Source organism: Pseudomonas caricapapayae (assembly GCF_001400735.1).
In the GTDB taxonomy this organism is placed as follows: Bacteria; Pseudomonadota; Gammaproteobacteria; order Pseudomonadales; family Pseudomonadaceae; genus Aquipseudomonas; species Aquipseudomonas caricapapayae.
Map to the genome: position 1 here is coordinate 61,859 of NZ_LJPW01000089.1, position 25,415 is coordinate 87,273.

At 58.5% G+C, this 25,415-nt stretch carries 33 protein-coding genes and 1 pseudogene; 14 read left to right on the plus strand and 20 right to left on the minus strand.

Annotation, left to right across the window (positions count from 1 at the left end; all coding sequences use genetic code 11):
- Positions 1-219 precede the first annotated feature (219 nt).
- Positions 220-708, plus strand: coding sequence for a hypothetical protein (locus tag ALO80_RS13500; protein WP_055009363.1), 489 nt, complete (start codon positions 220-222; stop codon positions 706-708).
- A gap of 276 nt (positions 709-984) precedes the next feature.
- Here the strand turns inward: ALO80_RS13500 and ALO80_RS13505 are convergent, their stop codons facing one another.
- The 5 genes from ALO80_RS13505 to ALO80_RS13525 all read right to left on the minus strand — a co-directional run bounded on the left by ALO80_RS13505 (position 985) and on the right by ALO80_RS13525 (position 4,955).
- Complete coding sequence (locus tag ALO80_RS13505; RefSeq protein WP_054987295.1) at positions 985-1,671, minus strand: OmpW/AlkL family protein; 687 nt, start codon at positions 1,669-1,671, stop codon at positions 985-987.
- Between the two features lie 103 nt (positions 1,672-1,774).
- Positions 1,775-2,299 carry a DUF3299 domain-containing protein gene (locus ALO80_RS13510; RefSeq protein WP_055009394.1) on the minus strand — a complete coding sequence of 175 codons (525 nt, stop codon included), beginning with the start codon at positions 2,297-2,299 and terminating at the stop codon, positions 1,775-1,777.
- 8 nt (positions 2,300-2,307) lie between these two features.
- Positions 2,308-3,573, minus strand: coding sequence for an ABC transporter permease (locus tag ALO80_RS13515; RefSeq protein ID WP_055009364.1), 1,266 nt, complete (start codon positions 3,571-3,573; stop codon positions 2,308-2,310).
- Between the two features lies 1 nt (position 3,574).
- Positions 3,575-4,285 carry an ABC transporter ATP-binding protein gene (locus tag ALO80_RS13520; RefSeq protein WP_055009365.1) on the minus strand — a complete coding sequence of 237 codons (711 nt, stop codon included), beginning with the start codon at positions 4,283-4,285 and terminating at the stop codon, positions 3,575-3,577.
- A 70-nt stretch (positions 4,286-4,355) separates the two neighbouring features.
- Entirely contained in the window at positions 4,356-4,955 is a 600-nt protein-coding gene (locus ALO80_RS13525; protein ID WP_055009366.1) for a DUF2796 domain-containing protein, read from the minus strand.
- 292 nt (positions 4,956-5,247) lie between these two features.
- On the opposite strand from ALO80_RS13525, the gene ALO80_RS13530 reads away from it, so the two are divergent.
- Together ALO80_RS13530 and ALO80_RS13535 are read left to right on the plus strand one after the other, a co-directional pair.
- Positions 5,248-5,670 (plus strand): nuclear transport factor 2 family protein, encoded by a 423-nt coding sequence (locus ALO80_RS13530; protein WP_055009367.1) that lies wholly within the window; start codon positions 5,248-5,250, stop codon positions 5,668-5,670.
- A gap of 61 nt (positions 5,671-5,731) precedes the next feature.
- Entirely contained in the window at positions 5,732-6,085 is a 354-nt protein-coding gene (locus ALO80_RS13535; RefSeq protein ID WP_055009368.1) for a hypothetical protein, read from the plus strand.
- A 40-nt stretch (positions 6,086-6,125) separates the two neighbouring features.
- Here ALO80_RS13535 and trxA read toward each other — a convergent pair whose 3' ends face one another.
- The 3 genes and pseudogenes from trxA to ALO80_RS13550 all read right to left on the minus strand — a co-directional run bounded on the left by trxA (position 6,126) and on the right by ALO80_RS13550 (position 8,338).
- On the minus strand, positions 6,126-6,998 hold the full coding sequence (trxA, locus tag ALO80_RS13540; protein ID WP_055009369.1) for a thioredoxin: 873 nt from the start codon (positions 6,996-6,998) through the stop codon (positions 6,126-6,128).
- Between the two features lie 240 nt (positions 6,999-7,238).
- Positions 7,239-7,892, minus strand: a pseudogene (locus tag ALO80_RS13545) (class I SAM-dependent methyltransferase).
- The gene (locus tag ALO80_RS13550) at positions 7,889-8,338 is read right to left on the minus strand and encodes a hypothetical protein (RefSeq protein ID WP_055009370.1); all 450 of its coding nucleotides are present in this window, start codon (positions 8,336-8,338) and stop codon (positions 7,889-7,891) included. The pseudogene ALO80_RS13545 and the gene ALO80_RS13550 overlap by 4 nt, the downstream one beginning before the upstream one ends.
- Before the next feature lie 176 nt (positions 8,339-8,514).
- Between ALO80_RS13550 and nrdR the strand changes: the two genes are divergently transcribed.
- From nrdR to ALO80_RS13595, 9 genes are all read left to right on the plus strand, one after another.
- Positions 8,515-8,979 carry a transcriptional regulator NrdR gene (gene nrdR / locus ALO80_RS13555; RefSeq protein WP_003317051.1) on the plus strand — a complete coding sequence of 155 codons (465 nt, stop codon included), beginning with the start codon at positions 8,515-8,517 and terminating at the stop codon, positions 8,977-8,979.
- Between the two features lie 41 nt (positions 8,980-9,020).
- On the plus strand, positions 9,021-10,121 hold the full coding sequence (ribD, locus tag ALO80_RS13560) for a bifunctional diaminohydroxyphosphoribosylaminopyrimidine deaminase/5-amino-6-(5-phosphoribosylamino)uracil reductase RibD (protein ID WP_162491676.1): 1,101 nt from the start codon (positions 9,021-9,023) through the stop codon (positions 10,119-10,121).
- Between the two features lie 47 nt (positions 10,122-10,168).
- Entirely contained in the window at positions 10,169-10,831 is a 663-nt protein-coding gene (locus tag ALO80_RS13565; RefSeq protein ID WP_054986642.1) for a riboflavin synthase, read from the plus strand.
- Between the two features lie 21 nt (positions 10,832-10,852).
- Complete coding sequence (ribBA, locus tag ALO80_RS13570) at positions 10,853-11,944, plus strand: bifunctional 3,4-dihydroxy-2-butanone-4-phosphate synthase/GTP cyclohydrolase II (protein WP_054986641.1); 1,092 nt, start codon at positions 10,853-10,855, stop codon at positions 11,942-11,944.
- A gap of 129 nt (positions 11,945-12,073) precedes the next feature.
- Entirely contained in the window at positions 12,074-12,550 is a 477-nt protein-coding gene (gene ribH / locus ALO80_RS13575) for a 6,7-dimethyl-8-ribityllumazine synthase (protein ID WP_010438339.1), read from the plus strand.
- Positions 12,547-13,047 carry a transcription antitermination factor NusB gene (gene nusB, locus ALO80_RS13580; protein ID WP_055009372.1) on the plus strand — a complete coding sequence of 167 codons (501 nt, stop codon included), beginning with the start codon at positions 12,547-12,549 and terminating at the stop codon, positions 13,045-13,047. Before ribH ends, nusB begins: the two co-directional genes overlap by 4 nt.
- A 16-nt stretch (positions 13,048-13,063) precedes the next feature.
- Positions 13,064-14,029 carry a thiamine-phosphate kinase gene (thiL, locus tag ALO80_RS13585; protein WP_055009373.1) on the plus strand — a complete coding sequence of 322 codons (966 nt, stop codon included), beginning with the start codon at positions 13,064-13,066 and terminating at the stop codon, positions 14,027-14,029.
- Between the two features lie 134 nt (positions 14,030-14,163).
- The gene (ribA, locus tag ALO80_RS13590; protein WP_054986638.1) at positions 14,164-14,781 is read left to right on the plus strand and encodes a GTP cyclohydrolase II; all 618 of its coding nucleotides are present in this window, start codon (positions 14,164-14,166) and stop codon (positions 14,779-14,781) included.
- On the plus strand, positions 14,778-15,197 hold the full coding sequence (locus ALO80_RS13595) for a hypothetical protein (RefSeq protein ID WP_055009374.1): 420 nt from the start codon (positions 14,778-14,780) through the stop codon (positions 15,195-15,197). Before ribA ends, ALO80_RS13595 begins: the two co-directional genes overlap by 4 nt.
- Before the next feature lie 14 nt (positions 15,198-15,211).
- Here ALO80_RS13595 and ALO80_RS13600 read toward each other — a convergent pair whose 3' ends face one another.
- The 5 genes from ALO80_RS13600 to ALO80_RS13620 all read right to left on the minus strand — a co-directional run bounded on the left by ALO80_RS13600 (position 15,212) and on the right by ALO80_RS13620 (position 18,540).
- Positions 15,212-15,784, minus strand: a complete 573-nt coding sequence (locus ALO80_RS13600; RefSeq protein WP_055009375.1) for a HupE/UreJ family protein — start codon at positions 15,782-15,784, stop codon at positions 15,212-15,214.
- 25 nt (positions 15,785-15,809) lie between these two features.
- A complete protein-coding gene (ureG, locus tag ALO80_RS13605; protein WP_055009376.1) occupies positions 15,810-16,427 on the minus strand; it encodes an urease accessory protein UreG in 618 nt (205 codons plus the stop codon).
- 21 nt (positions 16,428-16,448) lie between these two features.
- Positions 16,449-17,123, minus strand: a complete 675-nt coding sequence (locus ALO80_RS13610) for an urease accessory protein UreF (RefSeq protein ID WP_055009377.1) — start codon at positions 17,121-17,123, stop codon at positions 16,449-16,451.
- On the minus strand, positions 17,120-17,620 hold the full coding sequence (ureE, locus tag ALO80_RS13615) for an urease accessory protein UreE (RefSeq protein WP_054986633.1): 501 nt from the start codon (positions 17,618-17,620) through the stop codon (positions 17,120-17,122). The genes ALO80_RS13610 and ureE overlap by 4 nt, the downstream gene beginning before the upstream one ends.
- A gap of 287 nt (positions 17,621-17,907) precedes the next feature.
- Positions 17,908-18,540 carry a TetR family transcriptional regulator gene (locus ALO80_RS13620; RefSeq protein WP_002555418.1) on the minus strand — a complete coding sequence of 211 codons (633 nt, stop codon included), beginning with the start codon at positions 18,538-18,540 and terminating at the stop codon, positions 17,908-17,910.
- A gap of 223 nt (positions 18,541-18,763) precedes the next feature.
- Between ALO80_RS13620 and ALO80_RS13625 the strand changes: the two genes are divergently transcribed.
- Entirely contained in the window at positions 18,764-20,830 is a 2,067-nt protein-coding gene (locus ALO80_RS13625; RefSeq protein ID WP_055009378.1) for an AsmA family protein, read from the plus strand.
- 67 nt (positions 20,831-20,897) lie between these two features.
- Here ALO80_RS13625 and ALO80_RS13630 read toward each other — a convergent pair whose 3' ends face one another.
- Complete coding sequence (locus tag ALO80_RS13630) at positions 20,898-21,437, minus strand: ferritin-like domain-containing protein (protein WP_054986631.1); 540 nt, start codon at positions 21,435-21,437, stop codon at positions 20,898-20,900.
- A 210-nt stretch (positions 21,438-21,647) separates the two neighbouring features.
- Here ALO80_RS13630 and ALO80_RS32735 point away from each other — a divergent pair, with 210 nt between their 5' ends.
- A complete protein-coding gene (locus ALO80_RS32735; RefSeq protein ID WP_441344152.1) occupies positions 21,648-21,734 on the plus strand; it encodes a small membrane protein YohP in 87 nt (28 codons plus the stop codon).
- Positions 21,735-21,900: 166 nt separating this feature from the next.
- Here ALO80_RS32735 and ALO80_RS13635 read toward each other — a convergent pair whose 3' ends face one another.
- The 6 genes from ALO80_RS13635 to osmE form a co-directional block, all read right to left on the minus strand.
- On the minus strand, positions 21,901-22,275 hold the full coding sequence (locus ALO80_RS13635) for a hypothetical protein (protein ID WP_055009379.1): 375 nt from the start codon (positions 22,273-22,275) through the stop codon (positions 21,901-21,903).
- Between the two features lie 90 nt (positions 22,276-22,365).
- A complete protein-coding gene (locus ALO80_RS13640; RefSeq protein ID WP_055009395.1) occupies positions 22,366-22,737 on the minus strand; it encodes a hypothetical protein in 372 nt (123 codons plus the stop codon).
- Positions 22,738-22,807: 70 nt separating this feature from the next.
- On the minus strand, positions 22,808-23,185 hold the full coding sequence (locus tag ALO80_RS13645; RefSeq protein WP_055009380.1) for a hypothetical protein: 378 nt from the start codon (positions 23,183-23,185) through the stop codon (positions 22,808-22,810).
- Entirely contained in the window at positions 23,182-24,156 is a 975-nt protein-coding gene (locus ALO80_RS13650) for a hypothetical protein (RefSeq protein ID WP_055009381.1), read from the minus strand. Before ALO80_RS13650 ends, ALO80_RS13645 begins: the two co-directional genes overlap by 4 nt.
- A gap of 9 nt (positions 24,157-24,165) precedes the next feature.
- On the minus strand, positions 24,166-24,654 hold the full coding sequence (locus ALO80_RS13655; protein WP_005736826.1) for an Hcp family type VI secretion system effector: 489 nt from the start codon (positions 24,652-24,654) through the stop codon (positions 24,166-24,168).
- A 195-nt stretch (positions 24,655-24,849) separates the two neighbouring features.
- A complete protein-coding gene (osmE, locus tag ALO80_RS13660; protein ID WP_054986625.1) occupies positions 24,850-25,188 on the minus strand; it encodes an osmotically-inducible lipoprotein OsmE in 339 nt (112 codons plus the stop codon).
- Positions 25,189-25,415: the final 227 nt, after the last annotated feature.

Sequence of the window (25,415 nt, forward strand, 5' to 3'; positions counted from 1 at the left end):
CACCGTCTGTACGGCTTTTACTGCCTGTTTCGGCGGATTGTGCCCGCTACCAATTGCCTGCTGCCCAACGTTGTTGTGAGATATATTAGCTGGTTGCTCAGGATTCAGCTTCTGAGTATGTAGGAGCATTCTGCATTTTTTGTAGTTGATAACTTTAAGGTGTTCAGCAATTTCAATGGCTTCTAGTATCCATCGTCATTCTTATGAAGGACGCATGGCATGCAAGACGAAGCTGAACCAGACGTAGAAAATCCCGGCGAGGTCATTGTGCGCCAAGTGCCGGGAGAGGTCGCAGTACCGGGCTTTATTGAAGAATATTCGGCCTATCTTTCTGCTGAAAAGAAAACCGATATCGCACCGGTCATTTTGACGTCACTGCGTCTTATTGGGTTGCTGCTGTTGGTCGTGGGGGGCGTTTTTATCATATTTGGTCCTGGCACTGTTCGTATCGACTACCTGACCGGGCTAACGTTTCTTCAGTTTCTTCAACTTTACCCAGGTCCTATCGCTTCCGTAGGTGTGCTGGTGTACGGCATCAGCAACTTTCTTCGTTCCTCGGGTATAGAGGAACAGATGATTCCGGAGCAGTTCCTGACGGCTAATTACTGTCTGAAATTGCCAGAGGGAATTGACGATGATAAGCCGCTGGCGATCACCTATGTCGGTAATGAAGTATTCAGAATTGAGGATACTGTCGAGCAAGCATAATAAGCTTCGGCCCGAAACGAAGGTTCAAGAGTCTGGCAATTTTGCCTCCTCAAGACAGTTTTTCGAGGTGCGAAGAGTCAACTTGAACAGGGCTTGAGTTTCTCTGATACCGCTTCGCCACTTGGGTGTAAGAGCGGATCGAAAGATGCTCTGCTTGTCCGCGAACTGTTGAAAACCGACAAGCGTGGTGCACGGGCACGAGCGTCAGCAGACCCCCGTAAAAACAAAGGCACCCGATAAGGGTGCCTTTGTGTGTGACGTTTGAAGGTGTGCAGGTCAGAACTTGTAACCCACGCCCACCATGTACACCCACGGGTCGATATCCACGTCGACCTTGGTCTTGCCGACAGCCAGGGCAGAAGGGCCGTCCACAGTCGCTTCGGTGTCGATGTCGACATACCAGACCGAGGCGTTGAGCAGCACATTGTCGGTGATCATGTAGTCCATGCCTAACTGTGCAGCAAGGCCAACCGAGTCCTTGAGCTTGAGGTTGCTGAACCCCTGATCCTTGCGATTACCGGTCAGGTCAGTGTCGAAGAAGGTGGTGTAATTGATACCGACACCCGCATACGGCTGGAATTTCGACGAAGGCTCCATCGGGTAGTACTGCAAGGACAGTGTCGGCGGCAGTTGCTTGATGTCGGCCAGCTTGCCGTCAAGGCCAGGCCCCAGGCCCTTGACTGAAACGGTATGGCTGAAGGGTGTGGCCGCCAGCAGTTCGATGCCGACGTGCTGGGTCAGCATGTAAGCGAAGGTCAGACCGAGCTGGTTTTCGCCATCGACGGTTGCTTTGGTGCCGGAAACCCTGGTGCCGTCCAGACGGACTTCACCGCTGTCTTCGTTGGGCTGTACGTGCGCTACACCGGCGCGAACGATGAAGTCACCAGGCTCGTAAGCGTGTGCCGCGACCGGGGCAGTGATGGCAAGCGCGACAACAGACGCGCGTAGCAAGTGCTTGTTCATGGAGGCTCCAGAGATCAGTCAAAATTTATGGGCGTAATGTTAAAGCGCTGTCGAGCGGCGACTTTGACTCAGCTCAATGAAATCGCTGGGAACCCCGTCATCCTTATGAATCCGGCAATTCGTAGACAAGTATCTTGTCTGCCTGCATCTGATAACCCGCTTCTGCCAGTTCGCTGGTAGACGATTTGGCCTGCATCGGTCCTTCGATCCAGTACGGCTGATACAGCTCATCGACCTTCACACCCAGTTCACTCGTGACGTGCACGATCTGGTTCGCCGGTGGCGGCGGCACATGGATGCAGGCACCGAAATACGGCACCAGCAAAAACTCCGTCACTCTGCCTTCCTCACTGGCCTCAAGCGGCACGATGTACCCCGGTAAACGCACCTGTTTGCCATCCAGTGCCTTGACCACTGGCGCATGCGGAGCCAGTTGGCGGGCCGCAGGCGCTGCCTCCATGGCCAGCGCATCGGACAACTTGGACATATCGTGTATCGGAGCCGTTACCGGCTTCACCACAGGTGCATCGGGTGGAATCATGTCATTCCAGGTCAGTTCACGCGGCTCGGCGGCCCACAGCGGAGTGCAAGCCGAGAGCAGCAGAGTGAGTAGCATGCGCCGCATCATGAAGGTCCTCATAAACGAATCGACAGTCCATCGGCCAGTGACTGCCTGTAGGCTCGCCAGGCTGGCACGGTTCCCATCAACAGCGCACAACCGAGAATGGCACCGAGCAAGGTCCATTCATATTGGCCAGGTGGCATAGACGACAGGTACAGACCGTAGTTGTCGAGCACGTAGTCTCTGGCCACGAAAATGCCGATATAGAGCAGTGCAAGGCCGCTGATCACACCGGCAAGCGCCAGAACGAAGGCTTCAAGTATAAGCAGGCTTGCGATATGCCAGGGCCGCGCGCCGACCGAACGCAGGATGGCCATTTCCCGGCGTCGTTCATTGAGGCTGGTAAGAATCGCAGTCAGCATGCCGATCAGTCCGGTCAGCACCACGAACAGGGAAATCACGAAGAGTGCCTTTTCAGCGGTGCCCATCAGGCTCCACAGCTCCTGCAGCGCCACGCCCGGCAGAATCGCCAGCATCGGCTCGCCACGGTATTCGTTGATCTCGCGCTGCAGGCTGAAGGTTGAAATCTTGCTGTTCAAACCCAGCATGAACGCGGTGATCGCCGTCGGTGTCAGGTCCATGTTGCGCGCCTGATCGGCGGAGATACGCTCGTTGCCTCGTGCCGGGGCACCGTTATGCCAATCGATATGAATGGCTTCCATGCCGCCCAGACTGATATGCAGCGTGCGGTCCACCGGCGTGCCGGTCGGTTTGAGGATGCCGACGACGGTAAACGGTTTGTCGTCATGCTTGACCAGACTGATCGCCGCCACACCATGCGCCAGTACCAGTTTGTCGCCCAGCTTGTAGTGCAGCGCTTTGGCGACCTCCGAGCCCAGCACGACTTCAAAGGGGTCGGTTTTGAATTCGCGTCCTTCGGCCATTTCCAGGTGTTGTTGGCGACCGAACTGATAGTGCTCGAAATACGCCTCGTTAGTGCCCATCACCCGATAGCCGCGATGGGAGTCGCCCAGCGAAACCGGAATCGCCCACTTGACCTGTTTGCTGTTGGCGAAGTGCTCGAAACTGTCCCAGCGAATGTTGTTGGTGGCGTTGCCGATGCGAAATACCGAATACAGCAACAGGTTGATCGAGCCGGAGCGTGCGCCGACGATCAGGTCGGTGCCGCTGATGGTGCTGGCGAAGCTGGAGCGGGCTTCGGTACGCACCCGTTCGACGGCCAGTAACAGACACACTGACAGCGCAATGGCGAACGCAGTGAGGAATGCGGTGAAACGGCGGTTGGCCAGACTGGCCATTGCCAGACGAAACAGATACATCTCAACTCTCCACGGCGACGGCGGCGCGATTCAGGTCGTTCAGCGACAGATTGCGATCAAACAGCGGTGCCAGGCTCTGGTCATGGCTGACGAACAGCAGGCTGGCCCCGGCCTCGCGGCATTCGGCGAACAGCAGGCGAATGAACGCCTCGCGAGAGTCGGCGTCCAGCGCTGAAGTAGGTTCGTCGGCAATGACCAGCTCCGGTTGCCCGATCAGCGCACGGGCGGCGGCGACGCGTTGCTGCTGGCCGATGGACAGCGAGTCGGCGCGTCGGGTCAGCATCGCCGGGTCTTTCAGGCCCAGATGGGCGAGCAGGGTGGTCGTGGCTTTTTCGACACTGCCGTGGCGTTGCTTCGCACGGCCGGCACGGACGTTGGAAAAGTGGCAGGGCAGCTCGATGTTTTCCCGCACTGACAGAAACGGCAACAGGTTGAACTGTTGAAAAATGTAGCCGGTGTGATCGACACGGAAACGGTCACGTGCCGCTGCCGACAGCGTCGACAGGTCCTGATTCAGCAGGCGAATACTGCCGCTGACGGGCTTCTGCACACCGCCCAGCAGGCCCAGCAAGGTGGTCTTGCCGCTGCCGCTGGGGCCTTTCAGGAACAGCGTTTCGCCGGTTTGCAGGCGGAACTCGGGGATGTCCAGCAGTTGAGGATGACCTGGCCAGTTGAAGCGCAGGTCCGACAGTTCGATCAGTGCTTGGGTCATGGGCTGACTCACGCTCGCTTGGAAATTAAAAGACCGGGCCAGGCCCGGTCGTTATGCGCTGCAGGGATGATCAGAATTTCAGCGTGGGGTTGGCTGCGATCACTTCTGCGCCCGACTGGCCGCCTGGCGAGATCAGTTGTACCTGAAGCTTCCTGGTGTCGGGAAAGGTTTTAAAGATTTGCGACAGGTCGAGCTTCTTCAGAACGGCAGGCGCGTCACAGACGAAGGTGTAGTGCCCGTGGATTTCACTGTGCTCGTGATGATCGGCATCGCCAGCGTCGGCGTCGGCGTGTTCATCGTGATCGTCGTCCTTGTCGCCGAACAGCGGGCTTTTCAGCGTCACCGAGGTGGCTGAACAATTGGCGGCATCGGCGATGCTGAACAGTGCATTGGGCTTGAGCAGCAGCTCGCGGGCCTTGGCGACTTTGGCCTTGTCTTCATCAGAAGTTGCAACGTGTTCGAAGCCGACGATGTTCATGGCCGGGCTTTCGAATTCGAATTCCAGCTTCTTGCCTTCCAGCACCACATCCAGACGTCCGACCCCGTGCTCGTGGGCACCCAGACTGCCGTGTTCATCACCGTGCGCATGATCATGGTCATGTTCTTCGGCAGCGTGGGCAGCAACGAGTGGCAGCAAAGCAAAAGGCAGGGCGAGTAACAGACGGCGCATAGCGGACTCCGGACAATGTTCGAGAAAAACTGTTATGTGATCTTATAACAACTGTCGTTGTGCGTGGACGTGTTTTTATTCGAAAGCCAGACCACCAGGTCTGCGCGGGACGCTATCGGGCGGTGTCTTCTGGAACAGTCTTGCGGAATACCCCGTCCAGTGCTTATGCCGAAGTAGTCTCACACTTTGCGTCATCAAGTCCTACTCTGGAAGATGAAAATTGCTGTGCCTGCGCCGGATGCGCAGGAAAGGTTTTCATCGCCAGCCAAACGCGACATCAGGGAAGATGCTCATGAACAAGCTCCATTCGAATAGAGAAATCCTGCGTGCTGTGTACAAGGATCTGACGCGCATTACTGAATTCGCCGATGCCGACATTGTGCTGCACAAAGCCGATCAGGGCGCTGGCGGCGGCCTGTCCATCGCTATCGGCAAGCAGGCGGTGCTGTCCCACGAGATCAACCTGATCAGGCGTACATGCCAAACCTTGTACATGGATGTCCACGAGATCGTTGCCAATGATCACTTCGGCAGCGTAGTGGGGGAGATGCGCGCCAGTTGCGAAGGGCGGAAAATCATCATGCCGTTTTGCGGCCTGTGGCGATTTCGTGATGGCAGAATTGTCGAGCATTGGGAGAACGTCTATGACGTACGGGCGCTTGGCAATTTCATGAACGGTAAAGAACCGGCCGTCAGCCAGTGGCGTTACGGTTGATCATGGGCATGTGCGCCAGCCTGTGGGAGCATGTACGCCTGACTGTCAGCAGGTACATAACATGTTGCGTATTCGTGGAACCGTAGGCCAGTGGCCGGTGGATTTGACCCTGGAGCTTGACGAAGGTGACTGGGCGCAATTGGGCGCGCAGCTCAAGGCGGCTGCTCCGGACGCAAGCACGCCGGTAGTGGAGAGCAAGCCACTCAACCAGGACGACAGGCTGTGGCAGGTCGCGCAGGAATTGCTGCAAAAGGCCGGGCAGATGAGCGGGCCGGACCTGTTGGGTCAGCTCGAGGGGCTGGCTGGCAGCACGGCGGCGGGCAAGCATTTGCTGGTGCGCTTGCGTCACTGTGCGAACGTGAAGGTCGAGAGCAGCGGGGACGCACCGCTGTATAGCTGGATCGAGGCGACGTGAACAGCCGCAGGCACCGGTGCGATCCCTGCGGCTGGTTGTCTTAGTACAATGCCGCGAACAGCTTGCGACGGTACGCAGTCACCAGCGGATGCTCGTTGCCCAGCAGGTCGAACACTTGCAGCAGGGTCTTGTGCGGCAGGCCTTCGGCGTAATTACGGTTGCGGATGAACAGCTTGAGCAGGCCATCGAGCGCTGCTTCGTACTGTTGACGCGACAATTGCTGAATTGCCAGTTGATGCGCTGCTTCGTCATCCTGAGGGTTTTGCGCAAGACGACTTTTGAGGTCGGCTGCATCCGGAAGGGTGGCCGCTTCAGCCAGGAACGTCAGTTGCGCCTTGGCACCTGCCAGTTCGGCTTTATGTGCGTCACCGGTAACGGCATCCAGCACTGCTTTGGCCTCGCTCAGCTCGCCACGTTCGGCCAGGCAGCGTGCATACAGAATCAGCGCTGCAGCATGGGTATTGTCTTCGCTCAGCAGCACCTTGAGCTGTGCTTCGGCTTCGGCAAAACGGCTTTCTGCAAACAGTTCCTGGGCCTGCTTGAACGGATCGCCGGCCGGAGGCGGCGGCATGACCACGTGCTGCTCGAGAATCTTGCGGATTTCCGACTCGGGCTGCGCACCGGCAAAACCATCCACCGGCTGGCCGTCCTTGAACAGCACCACGGTCGGCAGGCTGCGAATGCCGAAGCGCGCAACGATGTCCTGCTCGATGTCGCAATTGACCTTGGCCAGCAGCAACTCGCCCTGATAGCTCTCGGTGATTTGTTGCAGCAGAGGCATCAGGACCTTGCAGGGCGCGCACCACTCGGCCCAGAAATCGACCAGCACGGGCTGGTCGAACGACTTGTCGATCACCAGTTGATCAAAGTTCGCGGTGGTCGCGTCGAAGATGTAAGCAGTTTCCTGGCTCATTGCACGTCTCGAAGAGTCTGAATGCCGCCAACTATAAGGCCAGCAGGGCAATGCTGAAAGCGGCGTCATTCATTGGGCCGGGAACTGACTCTCGTGCCAATGCTCTGCGTTGGCATGCAATTCATGACGCTCTGCGTCACAGTTCTGCGCCGCACCGCGCGCTCAAGGTCGGACGCAGAGTGTCCCGAAATGCATTCCCACGCTGGAGCGTGCGCAACGATAACGCGTGAGTCAGCACGCTCACCGCGCCGCGTGATACACACTCACGTCGCGAAACTCGTGCGGTTCGGCCAGGTCCGGCAGGGTATGCGCATGCAGTATCGTCAGACGCTGGTAGGCATCGTGCTTGAAGTCGCGTACGCGGGAGTCCGCCACCAGTGCCTCGCGGCCCCGTGACAGAAACTGATCCAGCAGCGGCAGGTTGGCACGATCGTAAAGAACGTCGGCCACCAGAATCAGATCAAAGCGGTCCGTTTCGGCAAAGAAGTCTGTCGAGTAGCTCAATGGCACCTAGTTGAGTTCGGCGTTGGCCCGGCAGGCAGCGATCGCCAACGGGTCGAGATCACAGGCCACCACCTCAAGCGCTCCGGCCCTGACCGCCGCAATGCCCGCGACACCTGAGCCTGCGCCGAAATCCAGGATCCGCTTGCCTTCGACCCAGTGCGGATTTTCGGCCAGAAAGCGCGCCAGGGCCAGGCCGCTGGCCCAGCAAAAGCTCCAGTACGGTGGTTCTTCCAGAATGCGGCGCGTTTCATCGGGGCTGAAGGCACGGTCCATGTTGGCATCGTCGATCAGCCACAGCTTCAGCTCGGTGCCCGGCAGCGGTGTGACGACCAGCCGGGCATCGCCGAGCAGTTCGCTCAGCGCGTGTTGAAGGTGTTGCGGAGCAATCATGGCGCCTTGACGAATTGCAACGGCCCCAACGCTTGTGTGGTGGGCTGGTCGATGCGCATCGACGGCAGGTGCAGGATCAACTGCCCTGACTGGCTGGCGCGGCCACGCAATTCGACCCGCCCGCCCACCGGAAAGGCTTCCGGGTTGAAGCGCAGCTGGAACGGCAATGACTGGCCATTCCCTTTGAGCAACGTGTTGGTCAAAAGCTTTTGTGGACGACCACGCTCGTCGATCACCAGCATCGCGAGTTCGACCTCGGCTCCGGCCGGTACGCCCAGCAATTGCCCGCTGAGTTCACGTTGATAGGGTTGCAGCGGGCCAGGTCCGGCAGGCACTTTGATTGCCGGAGCAACGGGCGGGGCTGCAGCGGGTTTTGGCGCATCGTTGCTGCTGCACGCGGCCAGCAAGCCAATGAGGCCAAGCAGAAAAACGGGGCGTAACGTCATCAAGAGCTCCACAAGACAAAAATCGACAGGCTGTGCGACGCCAGACGTGCAGTATTACCGAGCCCGGGCAATTTCACATCGCTTTAATGCGCGTCTATATACCGTAAACCCTCAGCCTTGTCTTGCCGGCAGGATGCGCTAACATGGCGCTCCTCATTCTTTCGTTGCCAGCCACCATGCACTGTCCCTTCTGCGGTGCCAATGACACCAAAGTCATCGACTCCCGCCTCGTCGCCGAAGGCGAGCAAGTACGCCGCCGACGCGAGTGCCTGGCCTGCGGCGAGCGCTTCACGACGTTCGAAACTGCCGAGCTGGTCTTGCCGCGCCTGATCAAACAGGACGGCAGCCGTCAGCCTTTCGATGAAGAAAAACTGCGCGCCGGTATGCAGCGGGCGCTTGAAAAACGTCCGGTCAGTGTCGAGCGCCTTGAAGCGGCGCTGGTGCACATCAAGCACAAGCTGCGAGCGACCGGTGAGCGCGAGGTCAAATCATTGGTGGTTGGCGAACTGGTCATGACCGAGCTGCAGAAACTCGACGAAGTGGCGTATATCCGCTTTGCTTCCGTGTACCGCCGCTTTCAGGACCTCAACGAGTTTCGTGAAGAAATCGACCGTCTGGCCCGCGAGCCGGGTAAGGAATAAGTGCATTGCTGACTGAACAGGCGGCTCTCGACGTTCATTACATGGCGCGTGCGCTGGAGCTGGCGCGCAAAGGGCTCTACTCGACGCACCCGAACCCGCGAGTCGGCTGCGTGATCGTGCGAGACGGCCAGATCGTCGGTGAGGGCTGGCACGTGAGGGCTGGCGAGCCGCATGCCGAGGTGCATGCCCTGCGCCAGGCGGGCGAACGCGCAAGGGGCGCGACTGCCTACGTCACCCTTGAGCCGTGCAGCCATCAAGGGCGCACACCACCGTGTGCCGATGCGCTGGTCGATGCCGGTCTGGCGCGGGTCGTTGCGGCCATGCAGGACCCCAATCCTGAAGTGTCCGGCCGTGGCCTGTTACGCCTGATGAATGCCGGTATCGGCGTTCAGTGCGGGGTGCTGGAAAGCGAAGCGCGAGCACTGAACAAAGGCTTTCTCCAGCGCATGGAAACCGGACGGCCTTATGTGCGGGTCAAGATGGCCATGAGCCTGGATGGCCGAACGGCGATGGCCAGCGGCGAGAGCCAGTGGATCACCGGCCCGGAGGCACGTTCTGCCGTGCAGCGTCTGCGCGCACAGTCGAGCGTAGTGCTGACGGGCGCCGATACGGTACTGGCCGACAAGGCCCGCCTGACCGTGCGCCCCGACGAGCTGGGGCTCAATGCAGAGTTGACCGCGCTGGCGGCTGTGCGTCCGCCGCTGCGGGTATTGATTGATGGCCGTCTGCGCGTGCCGCTGGACGCGCCGTTCTTCCAGGCTGGCAGTGCTCTGGTGGTGACTTGCGCTGCAGCGTCTGCGCGAGGACGTTATCAGGAGGACGGCCATGAAATGCTGGCACTGGCCGACAGCGCCGGTCATGTGGACCTGCGCAAGTTGATGAGTGAACTGGCCACGCGTGGCGTCAATGATGTGCTGGTCGAAGCCGGCCCACGGCTGGCGGGTGCCTTTGCGCGTCTCGGGCTGGTCGACGAGTTTCAGCTATTCATTGCCGGCAAGTTTCTCGGCTCATCGGCGCGGCCGCTGCTCGACCTGCCGCTGGCACAGATGAGTGAAGCGCTGGAGCTGAATATCGTGGAAATGCGCGCCGTCGGTAATGACTGGCGAGTCATCGCTCTCCCTGTGCGCACACCCGGCGTATAATTCCCGGCTTTCGCCTTGCGCGCAGCCCTTGTTCTCCCGGAGGACCCATGTTTACCGGCATTATCGAATCCATCGGCAGCATCCGCGCCCTGACTCCCAAGGGTGGCGACGTCCGCGTTTACGTGGAAACCGGCAAGCTCGACCTGAACGACGTCAAACTGGGTGACAGCATTGCCGTCAATGGCGTGTGCCTGACCGCCGTCGAATTGCCCGGTGACGGTTTCTGGGCCGACGTCAGCCGTGAAACCCTGACCGTGACTGCCTTCGTCGATTTGAAGAGCGGCAGCCGGGTCAACCTGGAAAAGGCCCTGACCCCGACCACGCGCCTGGGCGGCCATCTGGTCAGCGGTCATGTAGATGGCGTGGGCGAAATCGTCTCCCGTGCCGATAACGCCCGCGCCATTCAGTTCACGGTGCGTGCCCCGCGCGAGCTGGCCAAATACATTGCCCATAAAGGCTCGATCACGGTCGACGGCACCAGCCTGACCGTCAACTCGGTCAATGGTGCCGAGTTCGAGCTGACCATCGTGCCGCATACCCTGAGCGAAACGATCATGGCCGACTATCAGCCTGGCCGTAAGGTCAATCTGGAAGTGGACCTGCTGGCACGTTATCTGGAGCGCCTGCTGTTGGGCGACAAGGCCGCAGAACCGGGCCACGGCACGATCACCGAAAGCTTTCTGGCCGAGAACGGCTACCTCAAATCCTGAATTGATTGAAGGGGGTGCCGCGTGGCGCTCAACAGTATCGAAGAACTGGTCGAAGACATTCGCCAGGGCAAGATGGTCATCCTCATGGATGACGAAGACCGCGAGAACGAAGGCGACCTGATCATGGCCGCCGAATGCGTAAAGCCCGAGCACATCAACTTCATGGCGCGTTTCGCCCGTGGCCTGATCTGCATGCCGATGACTCGCGAGCGCTGCGAAACCCTCAAGCTGCCGCTGATGGCACCGCGCAACGGCTCGGGTTTCGGCACCAAGTTCACCGTTTCCATCGAAGCCGCCGAAGGCGTGACCACCGGTATCTCCGCCGCCGACCGTGCGCGTACCGTTCAGGCTGCTGCCGCCAAAGAAGCCAAAGCCGAAGACATCGTCAGCCCGGGGCACATCTTCCCGTTGATGGCTCAGGCGGGTGGCACTCTGGCTCGTGCCGGTCATACCGAGGCCGCCTGCGACCTGGCGCGCATGGCCGGTTTCGAGCCCACAGGCCTGATCTGCGAAGTGATGAATGACGACGGAACCATGTCTCGTCGCGCCGAACTCGAAGCTTTCGCACAGGAACATGACATCAAGATCGGCACCATCGCCGACCTGATTCATTACCGCATGATCCACGAACGTACCGTTCAGCGGATTGCCGAGCAGCCGATGGACAGCGAGCTGGGCAGTTTCAATCTGGTGACCTACCGTGATTCGGTCGAGGGCGATGTGCACCTGGCACTGACCCTGGGCAAGATATGTGCGGAAGAACCGACCCTCGTCCGCGTCCATAACATGGACCCGCTACGCGACTTGCTGATGGTCAGGCAGCCCGGCCGCTGGAGCCTGCGCGCCGCCATGAGCGCGGTTTCCGCGGCCGGCAGCGGTGTCGTGCTGTTGCTCGGCCACCCGCTGGATGGCGATGTGCTGCTGGCGCATATCCGTGAAACCGCCGGGCAACAACCGATCAAGACGCCCACCACGTACAGCACCGTGGGTGCCGGCTCGCAGATCCTTCGTGACCTTGGCGTGCGCAAAATGCGCCTGATGAGTTCACCGATGAAGTTCAATGCGATATCCGGTTTCGATCTGGAAGTTGTAGAATACGTGCCCTCCGAATAAATACCGGCAGGTCGGGGCGTGCGGAAGACGGTTTTTCGCAGGTTTTGGCCTGACAGTCATGATTCGTGGCCTAATATCCCTCAAAGTCCGCCCCAAGGCGGGCTTGCTCTTTAATACGAGACTCACCGAATGACCTTGAAGACCATCGAAGGTACCTTCATCGCCCCCCAGGGCCGTTACGCTCTGGTAGTTGGCCGTTTCAACAGCTTCGTCGTGGAAAGCCTGGTTAGCGGTGCCGTTGATGCGCTGGTACGTCACGGCGTCAGCGAAAGCGACATCACCATCATTCGCGCGCCGGGCGCATTCGAGATTCCACTGGTTGTGCAGAAAGTTGCCCAGCGCAGCGAGTTCTCGGCCATCGTTGCGCTGGGTGCTGTGATCCGTGGCGGTACGCCGCACTTCGAATACGTCGCTGGCGAATGCGTCAAAGGCTTGTCCCAGGTTTCCATGGAGTTCGGCGTTCCGGTCGCTTTCGGCGTATTGACCGTCGACTCTATCGAGCAGGCCATCGAGCGTTCCGGCACCAAGGCCGGCAACAAGGGCGCTGAAGCTGCTCTGTCCGCCATAGAAATGGTCAGTCTGCTGTCGCAGCTGGAGGCCAAGTGATTTCCGACGATACCGATCAGTTCAACCCGCGCGACGCCAAATCACCGGAAGCAGCCGCCAAGGGCAAAAGTGCCAAACGTCGCGAAGCGCGCCAGATGGCGACCCAGGCCCTGTATCAGTGGCATATGGCTGGCCATTCGTTGAACGAGATCGAAGCACAGTTCCGTGTCGACAACGACTTCAGCAATGTCGATGGCGCCTACTTTCGCGAGTTGCTGCACGGTGTGGCGACCAACAAGACCGAGATCGACACCGCGCTCTCGCCTTGCCTCGACCTGACCATCGAAGAGCTCGATCCGGTTGAACTGGCCGTGTTGCGCCTGTCCACGTTCGAGCTGCTCAAGCGCATCGATGTGCCTTACCGTGTGGTGATCAACGAAGGCATCGAGCTGGCAAAAGTCTATGGCTCCACTGACGGCCACAAGTTCGTCAATGGCGTGCTGGACAAGCTGGCACCGCGCCTGCGCGAAGTCGAAGTGAAGGCCCACAAGCGCTGATTCGCGCCTGACCTTCATGGGAGAGTTCGAGCTGATCCGCAATTACTTCGCCGCCGCGCCCTGTGCGCAGGCGGGCGAGGAAGTTGCCCTGGGGATCGGCGACGACTGTGCGCTGCTGGCGTTGGCACCCGGCGAGCAGCTGGCGATCTCGACCGATACCCTGGTTGCCGGGGTACATTTTCCCGATATCTGTGACCCCTTCCTGCTGGGCCAGCGTGCGCTGGCGGTGTCTGCCAGTGATCTGGCAGCCATGGGCGCGCGACCCGTCGCGTTTACCCTTGCCTTGACCCTTGCGCAGGTCGATGCCGACTGGTTGCAGGCATTTGCTCGTGGCCTTAACCAGATGGCGCAAGGCTGCTCACTGCATCTGATCGGTGGCGATACCACATGCGGTCCCCTGAGCCTGACCTTGACGGTATTTGGTGCAGTTCCCGCAGGATCAGCCCTGACACGCGGCGGCGCTCGCTCGGGCGATTTGCTGTGTGTCGGCGGCGCACTGGGTGATGGTGCAGGTGCGTTGCCGCTGGTATTGAAGCAGCGCAGCACCGAAGCCTCGATTGCCGAAGCGTTGCTGGCCCGCTACTGGTCGCCGCAACCCCAACTGGCGTTGGGTCAGGCATTGCGGGGCAGGGCGACGTCGGCGCTGGACATCTCCGATGGGCTGCTGGCTGATTGTGGACACATCGCCCGTGCTTCAGGTGTCCGACTGATTGTCGAACGTGACCGGCTGCCGATGTCTGATCAGTTGCTGACATTGTTCGACCTGCCTTCTGCCCGGCAGGCCGCGCTCAGCGGCGGTGACGATTACATTCTGGCGTTCACGTTGCCGCCCGGCTACCTGGCCGGTTTGCTGGAAGAAGGCTGGCCAGTGCATGTCATTGGCCGGGTCGAGGAGGGGCAAGGTGTCGTTCTGGTTGACGATGCAGGACAAGACGTCACCCCCGACACGCGTGGCTATCAGCATTTTGGCGGTGCGCAGTGAAGGAATGCAGCGCATCTATCTATCGAACTTTATGATCTAAATGCCCGAGAATTCAGCCTGAGCGTCCGTAGGAACCTGCTGTTACAATGCAAATCTTGCGAATTTCCAGTCTTCATACTGATCAGGAGCACACGGTGCCCGTCGTCTTTGTCGCCGCTTCCAAACTGCCCACACCCTTTGCAGAGTTTGCCATGCACGGCTTTATCGAGTCGGCAACCGGCCGTGAACATGTCGTCCTGAGTCTGGGCGATGTGGCGAACGGTGAGCCGGTTCTTGGCCGCGTGCATTCCGAATGCCTGACAGGCGACGCCCTGTTCAGCCAGCGTTGCGATTGCGGTTCTCAACTTGAAGCTGCCCTGCGCGCCATTGCGGCCGAGGGACGTGGCGTATTGCTGTACCTGCGTCAGGAAGGACGCGGCATCGGCCTGATGAACAAGATCCGTGCCTACGAGCTGCAGGATGGCGGTGCCGATACCGTTGAGGCCAACGAGCGTCTGGGTTTTGCTGCCGACCAGCGTGACTACGCGATCTGCCTGCCAATGCTTCAGCATCTGGGCGTTGAGTCGCTGCGCTTGATGACCAACAACCCGCGCAAGGTCAAAGCCTTGACCGACATGGGCATCAAGGTTGCCGAGCGGGTGCCTCTGCACACCGGACAGAATCCGCACAACCGCCTTTATCTGGCGACCAAGGCCGGCAAGCTGGGGCACATGATGGGTAACGAGCATCAGAGTGAGGTCGGCCCCGCGTGACACGTAGCGAGGTTCGCCAAAAACTGGAAATGGCATGGTGGCGTCAACTGGGTCTGACCCTGGCACCGTTGCTGGTGGTCTGTGTATTTTTCGGTGCCAGCGAGCCACTCATTCCCGTGTTGGCAATCCCGTTGTTCATCGCCGGGATAGGCTCGATGTTCGTCAGCCTCAAACCCTTCGGTGCTTACAAGCGCGCGCTGGCGGCCACCCAGGCCGCACTTGATACCCCGGAAGAGCCGGCAGCATGGCTCAAACTGGCTGCCATCCGCCGTCTGGCCTTCCTCGCTGCCGGGCTGCCCGCCTGGATCGCGGCCATTGCTGTGCTGTTCGGTCTGCATCCCTTGCCGGTCTGCCTGCTGGCGTTTGCCAGCGCAGTGCTGCTCTACCTGTACCGCATTCCTGCGCTATCGCGCTGACCTTCCCCGGCTGATCAGCCCGCCAGCAACCATACGCCAGTGGCGGCAGACGCTGCCCCTGCAATCCGCACCAACGGTGCTGCGGCTTGAGGCAGTGCGCGAACTGCGGCATAACCCGCTGCGTGCAAAGCCGCAGTCGCAGCAACGAAACCTGCTGCATAAGCCCACGGGCTGGACATGTCCGGCAGTTCAAGGCCATGCGCTACGCCGTGGAACAAAGCGAACACTGCCGTTGCTGTCACCGCCAGCGCCACGGGCGGACGCACAGCCAGTGCCACGGCCAGACCCAGCGCCAGTACCGACGCCGCAATGCCGCTTTCCAGTGCTGGCAGGTTCAGCCCCTCAAAGCCCAGCACACCGCCGATCAGCATGGTGCCGACGAAGGTGCAAGGCAGCGCCCAGCGGGCTGTGCCTTGTTGCTGCGCAGCCCACAGACCGACCGCAAGCATCGCCAGCAAATGGTCCAGCCCGCCAATCGGATGGCTGATACCCGCGATCAGACCGTTATCGCCATGACCGGGGTGAGCCAGCGCCAGGGTCGGGATCAGCAGCAGCGCGAGGGCGCCAAGGGCTTTTTTGTAGTTCATCGAAGGGTTCCTTTTGGTTGTGAATTCAGGCGGCCGCAGTCAGCAGGCCCTGGCGTTCAATGAAGGCAATGATCTGCTCCAGACCCTGGCCGGTTTTCTGGTTGCTGAACACGAACGGCTTTTCGCCGCGCATCTTGCGTGTGTCGCTGTCCATCATTTCCAGTGACGCGCCCACCAGCGGCGCGAGGTCGATCTTGTTGATCACCAGCAGATCAGACTTGCAGATACCGGGGCCGCCCTTGCGAGGCAGCTTGTCGCCTGCCGACACGTCGATTACATAGATCGTCAGGTCGGAGAGCTCCGGGCTGAACGTCGCGGAAAGGTTATCGCCGCCGGACTCGACAATAATCAGGTCCAGGCCCTCAAAGCGGCGATTGAGCTGGTCAACCGCTTCAAGGTTGATCGAGGCGTCTTCACGAATGGCGGTGTGCGGGCAGCCACCGGTTTCAACACCGATGATGCGCTCAGGTGCCAGTGCCTCGTTGCGCACCAGAAAGTCAGCGTCTTCGCGGGTATAGATATCGTTGGTCACGACCGCCAGGTTATAGCGGTCGCGCAATGCCAGGCATAGAGCCAGGGTCAGGGCCGTCTTGCCGGACCCGACCGGGCCACCGATACCGACGCGCAGAGGTTGGCTGTTCATTGAGTTCTCCATAAAGACTGATCAGGACCGGAATAACCGGCTGTATTGACGTTCGTGCGCCATGCTCGCCAGAGAAAGACCAAAGGCCGCGCTGCCAGCATGGTGAGTATCGTGTCTGGTTGCACTGACCTGCGCCTGCTGCAACAAGGGCAACAGCTCGCTGGTCAGGCGTTGCGCAGCCTGCTGGCCCAGCGGCAGGGTTTTCATCAGTACGGCCAACTGGTTTTCCAGCCAGCTCCACAGCCAGGCGGCCAGCGCGTCTTGCGCATCAATCCGCCAGGCGCGCGCAGCCAGTGCCCAGCCAAGGGCCAGATGCGGCTCTGCTGTCTGCTCCAGGAACCGGCGTGCCTCGCGATCCAGCTCTGGCAGGCCATTGAGCAACTGTTGCAGTGAGTAACCCATCTGTCGGCTCTCCTGATACAGCTCGCGTGTTTCGCGGCTGGCGCGGTGCTGCTCGCTGACTTGCAGCAGCTGGCCCCAGTCACCGGCTGACGCTGCCTCGCAATGGGCGAGCAGCAAGGGTGCCTCGAAACGGGCGAGATTGAGCAGCAGTTGATCACCGATCCAGCGGCCCGCAGTCTGCGGATCCACCACAATGGCTTGCTCCACCGCCATTTCCAGCCCTTGCGAATAGCTGTAGCCACCAATCGGCAACTGCGGGCTGGCCAGACGCAAAAGCGCCCAGGCGCTGTTCACTTGCGCACGCCGAACTGGTGCATGCGCGGCGGATAGTTGAAATCCTCTTCGCCGGCACGCGAGTGATGATGACCGCCGCCATAGGCACCGTGTTCCGGCTGGAAAGGCGCTTCGAGCGTTTCAACGGTGGCACCCAACTGATCGAGCATGGCCTTGAGCACATAGTCTTCAAGCAGGCGCAGCCAGCCATCGCCGACTTGCAGGGCGACGTGACGATTGCCCAGATGATAAGCGGCGCGGGTCAGTTCGAACGTGCTGCTGCAAGTGACATGCATCAGTTTTTCGGGACGTGCGCAGACACGCACGATGCGGCCGTCCTGCGCCTGCAGAAACTCGCCATCGCGCAGTGGTGACTGACCACGCTGCAGAAACAAGCCGACGTCTTCGTTTTCCGCACTGAAGCAGCGCAGGCGACTCTTGCTGCGCGCCTCGAAATTCAAATGCAGCTCGGCGGCCCATTCGGCCTGGGGTTCGATTCGATTGTGAATCACCAGCATCAGATAGCTTCCAGCCAATTGCGATGCTTCAAATCAGAGCAAGGGGCTTGCCAACAGTGCAGGTTGTGGGAAATGTCTGGCAGGCGCGGACGACGTTGATCAAGATGCGTCGTTGATTGCTCTTTTAGGGTGCGCAAATAAAAACATGCACATTTTTGGTGCTCTTGCTGTTCTTCGCTGAGGGGCATTGGCGCGCGACAATCCGTGTTGCGCACCACGCGATGAATGACTCTCGTGCCCTCGCTGCGTAGCGCGCCGCTGAAGCACGCGGGATCGCGGTGGGTCACTCAATCGTGACTGCCCAGCCCTCGCCAGTGGCGTGCGCCAATAAAGATGAAGCGCAGTTGCTGGGTAATCTTGGCTTGAGGCGTCAGATGCGGCGCAAGCGACGCGGGAGGTGGGTCGATCAGTTCCGGGAGCATTGCGAACACACTCTTGACTACCAGGTCGGCGATGATCGACAGCGCATCGGCATTCAGGTGCTGCCATTTGGGCATCTTTGCCAGGTCGGCCGTCAGGTCGGCACTTATGCCTTCGCGCAAAGCTCCCAGCGCCTGACGCACCTTGAGAGAGCCGCCGTACTGTTCGCGGGCCAGAAACAGAAACTGCGAGCGGTTGGCCGCGACACGTTCGAGAAATATCTTCACCGACGCACGAATCAGACCGCCCATTGCGAACTCATTGTGCCGCACCAGCCGTATGGTCTCGCGGAAGGTCTGGCCGACCTCACTGACCAGCGCCAGCCCCAACTGATCCATGTCTTCAAAATGACGATAGAACCCGGTCGGCACGATGCCCGCTGTTCGCGCCACCTCTCGCAGGCTCAAGCTGCCGAAGCCGCGCCCGCTCTCCATCAACTGATGGGCAGCATCAAGCAGGGCTCTTCGGGTCTGTTGTTTCTGTTCGGCGCGGGGCAGCATGGCTCAAACGATTCTTGGATTAGGCTGGGCTGCACTTTACCAAATGCGCTTTACCTGCGTCGAAAGGGTTTTCAGGACGGCCCCTCGAATGGAGCCGCAGTATCGGTGCTGCCCTTTGCTGCGATTTCGTATTCAAATCAAACCCTCGGCGCGTTTGTCAGTCGAACATTCATGTCGTATTCAGCGCGCCAGGGTCGGGGCGCTGTTTTCTGGAGAGTCACGCATGACGCGCAGCCGCAAGATTTTCGCCTGGACAGGTGCCACGTTACTGGTGGTGCTGGCCATATTGGTCATTGTGATTGTCACTTTCGACTGGAATCGCATCAAACCCACCCTCAATCAGAAAGTCAGCGAAGCGCTGCATCGCCCGTTCGCCATCAATGGCGATCTGGACGTACGCTGGACGCGCGAGCCTGAGCTCGGTGGCTGGCGCGCGTGGGTGCCGTCTCCGCACTTCGTCGCCGATGACCTGACGCTGGGTAATCCCGAGTGGTCGAAGACCCCGCAGATGGTAACCCTCAAGCACGTTGAATTTCGTCTGTCGCTGCTGCCGTTGCTGGCCCAGCAAGTGGTCATCCCGCGTATCGATTTGACCGGCCCCGAGGCAAAGCTTGAGCGTCTGGCCGATGGTCGCGCCAACTGGGTATTTGACCTGCCCAAATCCGATCCCGATGCCGAACCTTCCAAATGGGTTGTGGATATCGGCGCGATCAAATTCGACAAGGGGCTGGTGAGCTTCAATGACCAGACGTTGAATGCCAATCTGGACGTGGTGATCGATTTGCTCGGCAAGCCGATCCCGTTCAGTGAAATCGTCGGTAGCAAGGAAGCGCAAAAAGCGCAGGACAAGGGCGCGGTGCCGCAGGACTATGCGTTTGGCCTTGCTGTTACAGGCCAGTACCACGGTCAGAAACTGAACGGCACCGGCAAAGTGGGCGGCCTGCTCGCGCTCAAAGACGCCAGTCAGCCGTTTCCGGTGCAGGCTGATGTGAAGGTCGGTGATACCCACGTGGTCATCGCAGGCACCTTGACCGATCCACAGAACCTGGGCGCATTGGACCTGCGCCTCAAACTTTCCGGGGCGAGCCTGAGCAATCTTTACCCTCTGACCGGCGTGACCCTGCCGGACTCTCCTGCCTATTCGACCGACGGCCGCCTGGTTGCCAGGCTACACGATCCGGCAGGTGCCAACTTTCGTTACGAAGGCTTCAACGGCAAGATCGGCAACAGCGACATCCACGGAGACCTGGGTTTCGTTGCCAGTCAGCCTCGGCCCAGGCTGACCGGCGTGCTGGTGTCCAATCAGTTGTTGTTCAGCGACCTGGCACCACTGATCGGCGCGGACTCTAATGCGGCGCAGAAAAAGCGTGGCGGCGAGAGCAAGCAGCCGTCGGGCAAGGTTCTGCCTGTCGAAGAGTTTCAGACCGACCGCTGGCGAGCGATGGATGCCGACGTTGAGTTCACCGGCAAGCGCATCGTGCAAAGCCCGGACCTGCCGTTCACAGACCTGTATACCCACCTGATTCTCAACGATGGTCAGTTAAGCCTTGAGCCGCTGCGTTTTGGCGTGGCGGGCGGCAAGCTGGATGCCGATATTCGTCTGGATGGCCGCAACAAGCCGATGCAGGGCAGGGCAAAGCTGTCGGCGCGCAACTTCAAGCTCAAGCAGCTGTTTCCGACGTTCGAGCCAATGAAAACCAGCTTCGGTGAGTTGAACGGTGATGCTGACATCAGTGGTCGCGGCAACTCGATTGCGGCGCTGCTTGGCACTGCCAACGGCGAAATGAAAATGTTGGTGAACGATGGCGCGATCAGTCGCGGCCTGATGGAAATCGCCGGCCTCAACGTAGGCAACTATGTAGTGGGCAAGCTGTTTGGCGACAAGGATGTGAAGATCAATTGCGCGGCCTCTGATTTCGGTATCAAGGACGGGCTGGCAACCAGTCGGCTGTTCGTCTTCGATACCGAGAATGCCATCATCTACATCAATGGCACGGCGAACATGAAGACCGAGCAACTGGACTTGCAGATCAACCCGGAATCCAAAGGCTTCCGTGTGTTCTCGCTACGCTCGCCGCTGTACGTCAATGGGCCATTCGCCAAGCCCAATGCGGGCGTGCAGTCCGGCCCGTTACTGTTGCGCGGCGCCGGCATGGTCCTGCTCGGGGCCACCGTAGGCCCGGCCGCCGGTCTGTTGGCGCTGGTCGCGACGGGCGACAGTGAGCCGAACCAGTGTGGCCCGCTATTGGAACAGATGCGTACGGGCAAGGCGCCGAAGACGGTGAAGTAATCGTCAGAACCTTTCGCCCACAAAAAAGCCAGGACACAGGTCCTGGCTTTTCATTTGCTGCCGCGTGTTACAGATCGTTCAGAATATCCGCCATGTCATCAGCGTGCTCTTCTTCCTGAGCAAGGATTTCTTCGAAGATGCGACGCGTAGTCGGGTCGCTGTCACCGAGGTACTGAATGATCTCGCGATAGCTGTCCACCGCAATGCGCTCGGCGACCAGATCCTCGTAGACCATTTCCTTCAGTGTATTGCCCGCCACGTACTGCGCGTGAGAGTTCTTCGACAACGTATCCGGGTTGAACTCAGGCTCGCCGCCCAGTTGCACGATGCGCTCTGCCAGCTTGTCGGCGTGCTGCGCTTCCTGTTCTGCGTGCTCCAGAAATTCGGCGGCTGCCACGCTCGCCTTCAGGCCCGACGCCATATAGTAGTGGCGCTTGTAGCGCAGCACACAGACCAGTTCGGTCGCCAGCGACTCATTGAGCAGGCGCAGCACGGTCTCGCGGTCAGCGCTGTAACCTTCAGTCACAGCACCATCTTCAACGTTTTGGCGTGCGCGCTGGCGCAGAGTGTTTACATCGGAAAGCTGTGATTGCGGTGCAGAAATCATCATTTATCTCCAGGGTTCATCAGGTTTTGCTGTCTCGCTCTGTGTGTCGCCCGGCAGGATCAGCAAAGGGTGTGAGTGCTGGAGGAGGGGAAAAGTTTTATTGGATTTTCGTCGCTAGCGACGGTGGTGACTGAATGTAAAAATATAAGAAACGAGTGCAGAACGCTGCGGTCCCAACCATGAGACCCAAATAAATCGTGGAGATACACAATGCTCAAGTTCCTGGGAAGCACCGTTGGCATCATCTTTCTGATCGGCCTGGTCGTGGTTATTGCCCTGTTCAAGCTGGTTTTCTAAGCGTTAATCTGCTGGTTGGCCTGATACTGCGCTCTGGAGGGTTCTTCGGAGCGTGGTGATATTTTTCTATCTTGGGGAATGCGCTGTGATTCGTCATGTAATTTAGGCAAATCACCACCGTCAATCCCGCGCCCGGATCCGTTCGGGTGTGCGTTATCATCATCTTTCAAGCGTGGGGAATCACAAACTGCGTGAAGCCGATCAGGGCCATAAGCACCACGATCTGCGCTGTCCAGGGGATAAACAGCAGGTACTTCATGTTTTTAGGAAAGCTTCTGGATTCCTCTATATCCATAAGGCCATGTTTCTTACCCAAGCTGGGAAAAATCAAAAACAGATACATCATCCCGCACCGCACCATTTTTCCAGGCATGCCTGCGTCGCCGTACGTGGATTTGTTGTCTGTGATGAGCTTGCAGTTGGGTAAGTGTGATTCGAAAATGTCCGTGTAGTTATGTGCTACGTAGGCTGACGCGAGAATAATGATGAGCATCGCGGCGTACAAGAAAATCCCAATTAGGCCCGGCTCGATACTGGTCACGTTCTGATCTCGCTCATGAAGACTGTTCCCTTGTGCGCTTTATGAAAGAAGGAGTGTCATGTGTGCCTTCGATCTTGTCGTTATCGATTGCTAATCTTGACCCAGGAAAATACTAAGTGCCATCATCGCTGTGAGTAAACAGAAATTTACGACCGTCGGGATTATCAAGGATTTTTTATAAAACGCTGGGAGTTTTTCAACCTCTTTGTCATCAATGACGCCTCTCTTGGCGCTTAGCTTCGGCACCATCAATACTACAGAAATAACGCCACCGCGTATGACCTTTCCGAGCAGGCCACCACCTGACCATGCTTCTCTGATGGTCTGTACAGAAGAGCAGTTCGGTAGCTGCTGTTCGATGGTCTCAACATACTTGTGCGCAATGAAGGCGGTGACGAAGAGGTTAAGTATCATCGGTACCATTATGAGCAGACCGACCAAGTCTATCGGGATATTTATCATGGTCTGATCGACCTTGCCAGCATGGCGTGTGAGAGTTTCATTAAAAATAATATGTTCTATTTGGGCAGTTTTAAAGCCCTCCAAAATAAGCTGAAACCCTGAGTGCCATAAGGCAGAAAAACAAAAAGAACGTCACGATTGTCGGGATGAGTAAAGCTTTTTTGTAAAAACCCGACAGGTTTTTGACTTCCTTAATGTCGATAAGTCCCCTTCTGGTGCTTAGGTTGGGGGCCATGAGTATTGTTGCGATAATGCCGCCGCGCATGATTTTTCCAATCAGACCACCTCCCGACCAGGCCTCTCTAATTGTTTGTACAGAAGAGCAGTTGGGTAGTTGCTTCTCTATGGTTTCAACATACTTGTGCGCAATAACTGCCGTGGCAAATAGATTTATTATGATGAGTATCAATAGCGCTCCAAAAATGAGGCCTGTCAGATCACTTGTCATTCTGTAATCTCCTTGTAGAGCATTTCACCCAAATGCTCGCCGCCCCATTCGCCTACTTCCCCCCCAGCCCACCCACCAGCAGCACCTCCAACGACGGTACAAGCAAGCGCACCTGGACCTGTTGTAATTCCGAGAGCTAAGATGCATAAGCCTGTAGCAAGGAAGCCGCCGCCCGCCCCGCCCAAGCCTGCCCCAGCTACACTGCCTACCAACGAACTACCCTTGACATATTTTGCCTTTCGACACTGTTCCTCTCGGCCTAGCGTACAGGCATTACGGATCTCAATCGCTTTAGAGCCAACTTCAAGCGCGGTTCCGATGTAGGCTCCTCTCTTGATCCATTTAGAGGCTTTGGCCACGCCAGAGACCTTGTCAGCGTATCCTGCGATTTCGCCTGTGTGCATGTAGCTGCTGGTTGAAAGCCCGAGCAGTCTTTTGATCGAGCCTTCGTTGCGCAGCCCGGATCCATACGCCAGAAAATTATTGAGCAGTTTATCAAGCTTCATGAACAGTTCTGATCGTTTGGCGTAGAACGCGTCTCGTTGGGTCATCGTGCCGGAGCCCATGTGTTCCCGGTAGAGCTTTTCGATAGCCTGGAGCGATTTCTTGATCTCTTCCATATGCTTGGCCCAGCCATCACTCGTGGCACCTATGCCCATGGATGTGTAGGAGATGGCTTGCTTGAGCAGCTCGAAATTCTCAAGAAAAAAGTCATCCCCATCAGCGCCATTGACCAGTAACGCCGTATGCACCTGCGCAGCCTTGGCCATCAGGAAAGCTTCCTGAGCAGTGGACGACGGAGTGGAGGCGTCGCCGACGATGACCAGTTCACCGGCAAGGACGACGCCGCCCGAGATGTGGGAATTGAGGGCGACGAACTTGTCCTTGCTGTTCTTGGGCAGCGCAAGGTTCGTTTTCAGAGAGTCAAAAGTCTGTGTTCTGGGGTTGATGAAAGATCGTGCTTCGGCCATGGTCGTAACTCACGAGTACTTTTTATTATTGATCCGGTCCCATCCGCCGGCCACGTTACCGCCTGCTGTGCCATCGACACGTTTCTGCAGGGTGTAGGTGGTTTTGATACGGCCGTAATTGAGCTGTACGATTTCGATGGGGATGCCGGAGCTCGCGCTCTGTGTGTAGTCGGCGATGATGACTTCCTCAAGCACCACTTCGTAGTATTTGAGCTTGTCGGTGCCTGCGCGGCAGAGGACCAGCTTGACTTCCTTGAGGTGCTGGCCTGCGCAGCTGGCTTCCATGAGTTTGCAACTGGCGCTGTCGAGGTATTTGGTGAACGTGAAGTTGGTCATGGTGGTACGACCGGATGACGCGCCGCCCGAGGAACTGGCGGTGGCAGAGGTGCTTTGGTTGACGCCGAAGTTATAACCGGTGATTTCGATCCATTTGCTGTACTTCTCGTCCAGCGCCTCGCCCGGGATGTCTGCGATCTGAATAAAAGCGTCGAAAGCCATACGAACCTCTCCTTGGTAATCAGCGGTGCTGCCTGGTGATTGTGCGATGAGTGGCTCATGACAGCAAAGTTCTGCATTGGTTTCAAGGCGCAGTGGGTGTTTTTAAACGCAATGTCTAATTGTGCGTCTACTACATAAACGTCAAACATGGAAAAGCCCGACGCATTGCGCGTCGGGCTTCCTTAGTTGCTTCAGTTACATCGCTTTTTCGTTCTTCTCGCGCTGTTCGCAGGTCATGAAACCTTTGTTGGTTACACGGCCGTCGCTGTTGAAGCTGACATGGTAAACCTGTTTGTGGCCGTCTTTGTTCATGACGTAGTTGTTGCAGGTGCCTGGGTTGACCTTACGCTCGATGGTGCTCGACGGTTCGCCGCCGATGGTCAGGACCTGCTGGCGCGTCATGCCGTTCTCGACCTGCTTGACCAATGGCTCATTGCGATAAGTGACGTAGTCCACCGGGTTCTGCACGGTTGTGTTGCTGCAGCCAGCCATCGTCGCCAATACAAAAGTCGCCGCGAAGATTTTCTTGTACATCGTTATTGCTCCACATGTCAGAGCCGGTCTTGGCCCGGTAGCGCTTTGAGCAGGAAACCGGGGTAAGAGTTCGAAAAAAAGATGGCGATACGGCAGTACCGCTGACGGCGAGGCGACCCTTTGAATATTCGCTCGCACGTTCGTGAAAGGACGGGGTCAATCTGATGGCACGGTCGGACACTAGGGTCCGGCCCTGGGCTCGGTCATCGGTAAGGTTGTGCAGACCG

Coding starts and splice junctions, on each gene's coding strand:
- ALO80_RS13525 (WP_055009366.1), bottom strand. CDS start 4,955: ATGCGCCGTCTGTTACTCGCCCTGCCTTTTGCTTTGCTGCCACTCGTT.
- ALO80_RS32735 (WP_441344152.1), top strand. CDS start 21,648: ATGCTCAAGTTCCTGGGAAGCACCGTTGGCATCATCTTTCTGATCGGC.
- ALO80_RS13600 (WP_055009375.1), bottom strand. CDS start 15,784: ATGAACTACAAAAAAGCCCTTGGCGCCCTCGCGCTGCTGCTGATCCCG.
- ALO80_RS13645 (WP_055009380.1), bottom strand. CDS start 23,185: ATGACAAGTGATCTGACAGGCCTCATTTTTGGAGCGCTATTGATACTC.
- ALO80_RS13515 (WP_055009364.1), bottom strand. CDS start 3,573: ATGTATCTGTTTCGTCTGGCAATGGCCAGTCTGGCCAACCGCCGTTTC.
- nrdR (WP_003317051.1), top strand. CDS start 8,515: ATGCACTGTCCCTTCTGCGGTGCCAATGACACCAAAGTCATCGACTCC.
- ribH (WP_010438339.1), top strand. CDS start 12,074: ATGACCTTGAAGACCATCGAAGGTACCTTCATCGCCCCCCAGGGCCGT.
- ALO80_RS13640 (WP_055009395.1), bottom strand. CDS start 22,737: ATGATAAATATCCCGATAGACTTGGTCGGTCTGCTCATAATGGTACCG.
- ALO80_RS13565 (WP_054986642.1), top strand. CDS start 10,169: ATGTTTACCGGCATTATCGAATCCATCGGCAGCATCCGCGCCCTGACT.
- ALO80_RS13630 (WP_054986631.1), bottom strand. CDS start 21,437: ATGATTTCTGCACCGCAATCACAGCTTTCCGATGTAAACACTCTGCGC.
- ALO80_RS13530 (WP_055009367.1), top strand. CDS start 5,248: ATGAACAAGCTCCATTCGAATAGAGAAATCCTGCGTGCTGTGTACAAG.
- ALO80_RS13520 (WP_055009365.1), bottom strand. CDS start 4,285: ATGACCCAAGCACTGATCGAACTGTCGGACCTGCGCTTCAACTGGCCA.
- ureG (WP_055009376.1), bottom strand. CDS start 16,427: ATGAACAGCCAACCTCTGCGCGTCGGTATCGGTGGCCCGGTCGGGTCC.
- ALO80_RS13550 (WP_055009370.1), bottom strand. CDS start 8,338: ATGACGTTACGCCCCGTTTTTCTGCTTGGCCTCATTGGCTTGCTGGCC.
- trxA (WP_055009369.1), bottom strand. CDS start 6,998: ATGAGCCAGGAAACTGCTTACATCTTCGACGCGACCACCGCGAACTTT.
- ALO80_RS13655 (WP_005736826.1), bottom strand. CDS start 24,654: ATGGCTTTCGACGCTTTTATTCAGATCGCAGACATCCCGGGCGAGGCG.
- ALO80_RS13625 (WP_055009378.1), top strand. CDS start 18,764: ATGACGCGCAGCCGCAAGATTTTCGCCTGGACAGGTGCCACGTTACTG.
- ALO80_RS13620 (WP_002555418.1), bottom strand. CDS start 18,540: ATGCTGCCCCGCGCCGAACAGAAACAACAGACCCGAAGAGCCCTGCTT.
- osmE (WP_054986625.1), bottom strand. CDS start 25,188: ATGTACAAGAAAATCTTCGCGGCGACTTTTGTATTGGCGACGATGGCT.
- thiL (WP_055009373.1), top strand. CDS start 13,064: ATGGGAGAGTTCGAGCTGATCCGCAATTACTTCGCCGCCGCGCCCTGT.
- ribD (WP_162491676.1), top strand. CDS start 9,021: ATGGCGCGTGCGCTGGAGCTGGCGCGCAAAGGGCTCTACTCGACGCAC.
- ALO80_RS13505 (WP_054987295.1), bottom strand. CDS start 1,671: ATGAACAAGCACTTGCTACGCGCGTCTGTTGTCGCGCTTGCCATCACT.
- ureE (WP_054986633.1), bottom strand. CDS start 17,620: ATGCTGGTGATTCACAATCGAATCGAACCCCAGGCCGAATGGGCCGCC.
- ALO80_RS13535 (WP_055009368.1), top strand. CDS start 5,732: ATGTTGCGTATTCGTGGAACCGTAGGCCAGTGGCCGGTGGATTTGACC.
- ALO80_RS13510 (WP_055009394.1), bottom strand. CDS start 2,299: ATGATGCGGCGCATGCTACTCACTCTGCTGCTCTCGGCTTGCACTCCG.
- ALO80_RS13500 (WP_055009363.1), top strand. CDS start 220: ATGCAAGACGAAGCTGAACCAGACGTAGAAAATCCCGGCGAGGTCATT.
- ALO80_RS13650 (WP_055009381.1), bottom strand. CDS start 24,156: ATGGCCGAAGCACGATCTTTCATCAACCCCAGAACACAGACTTTTGAC.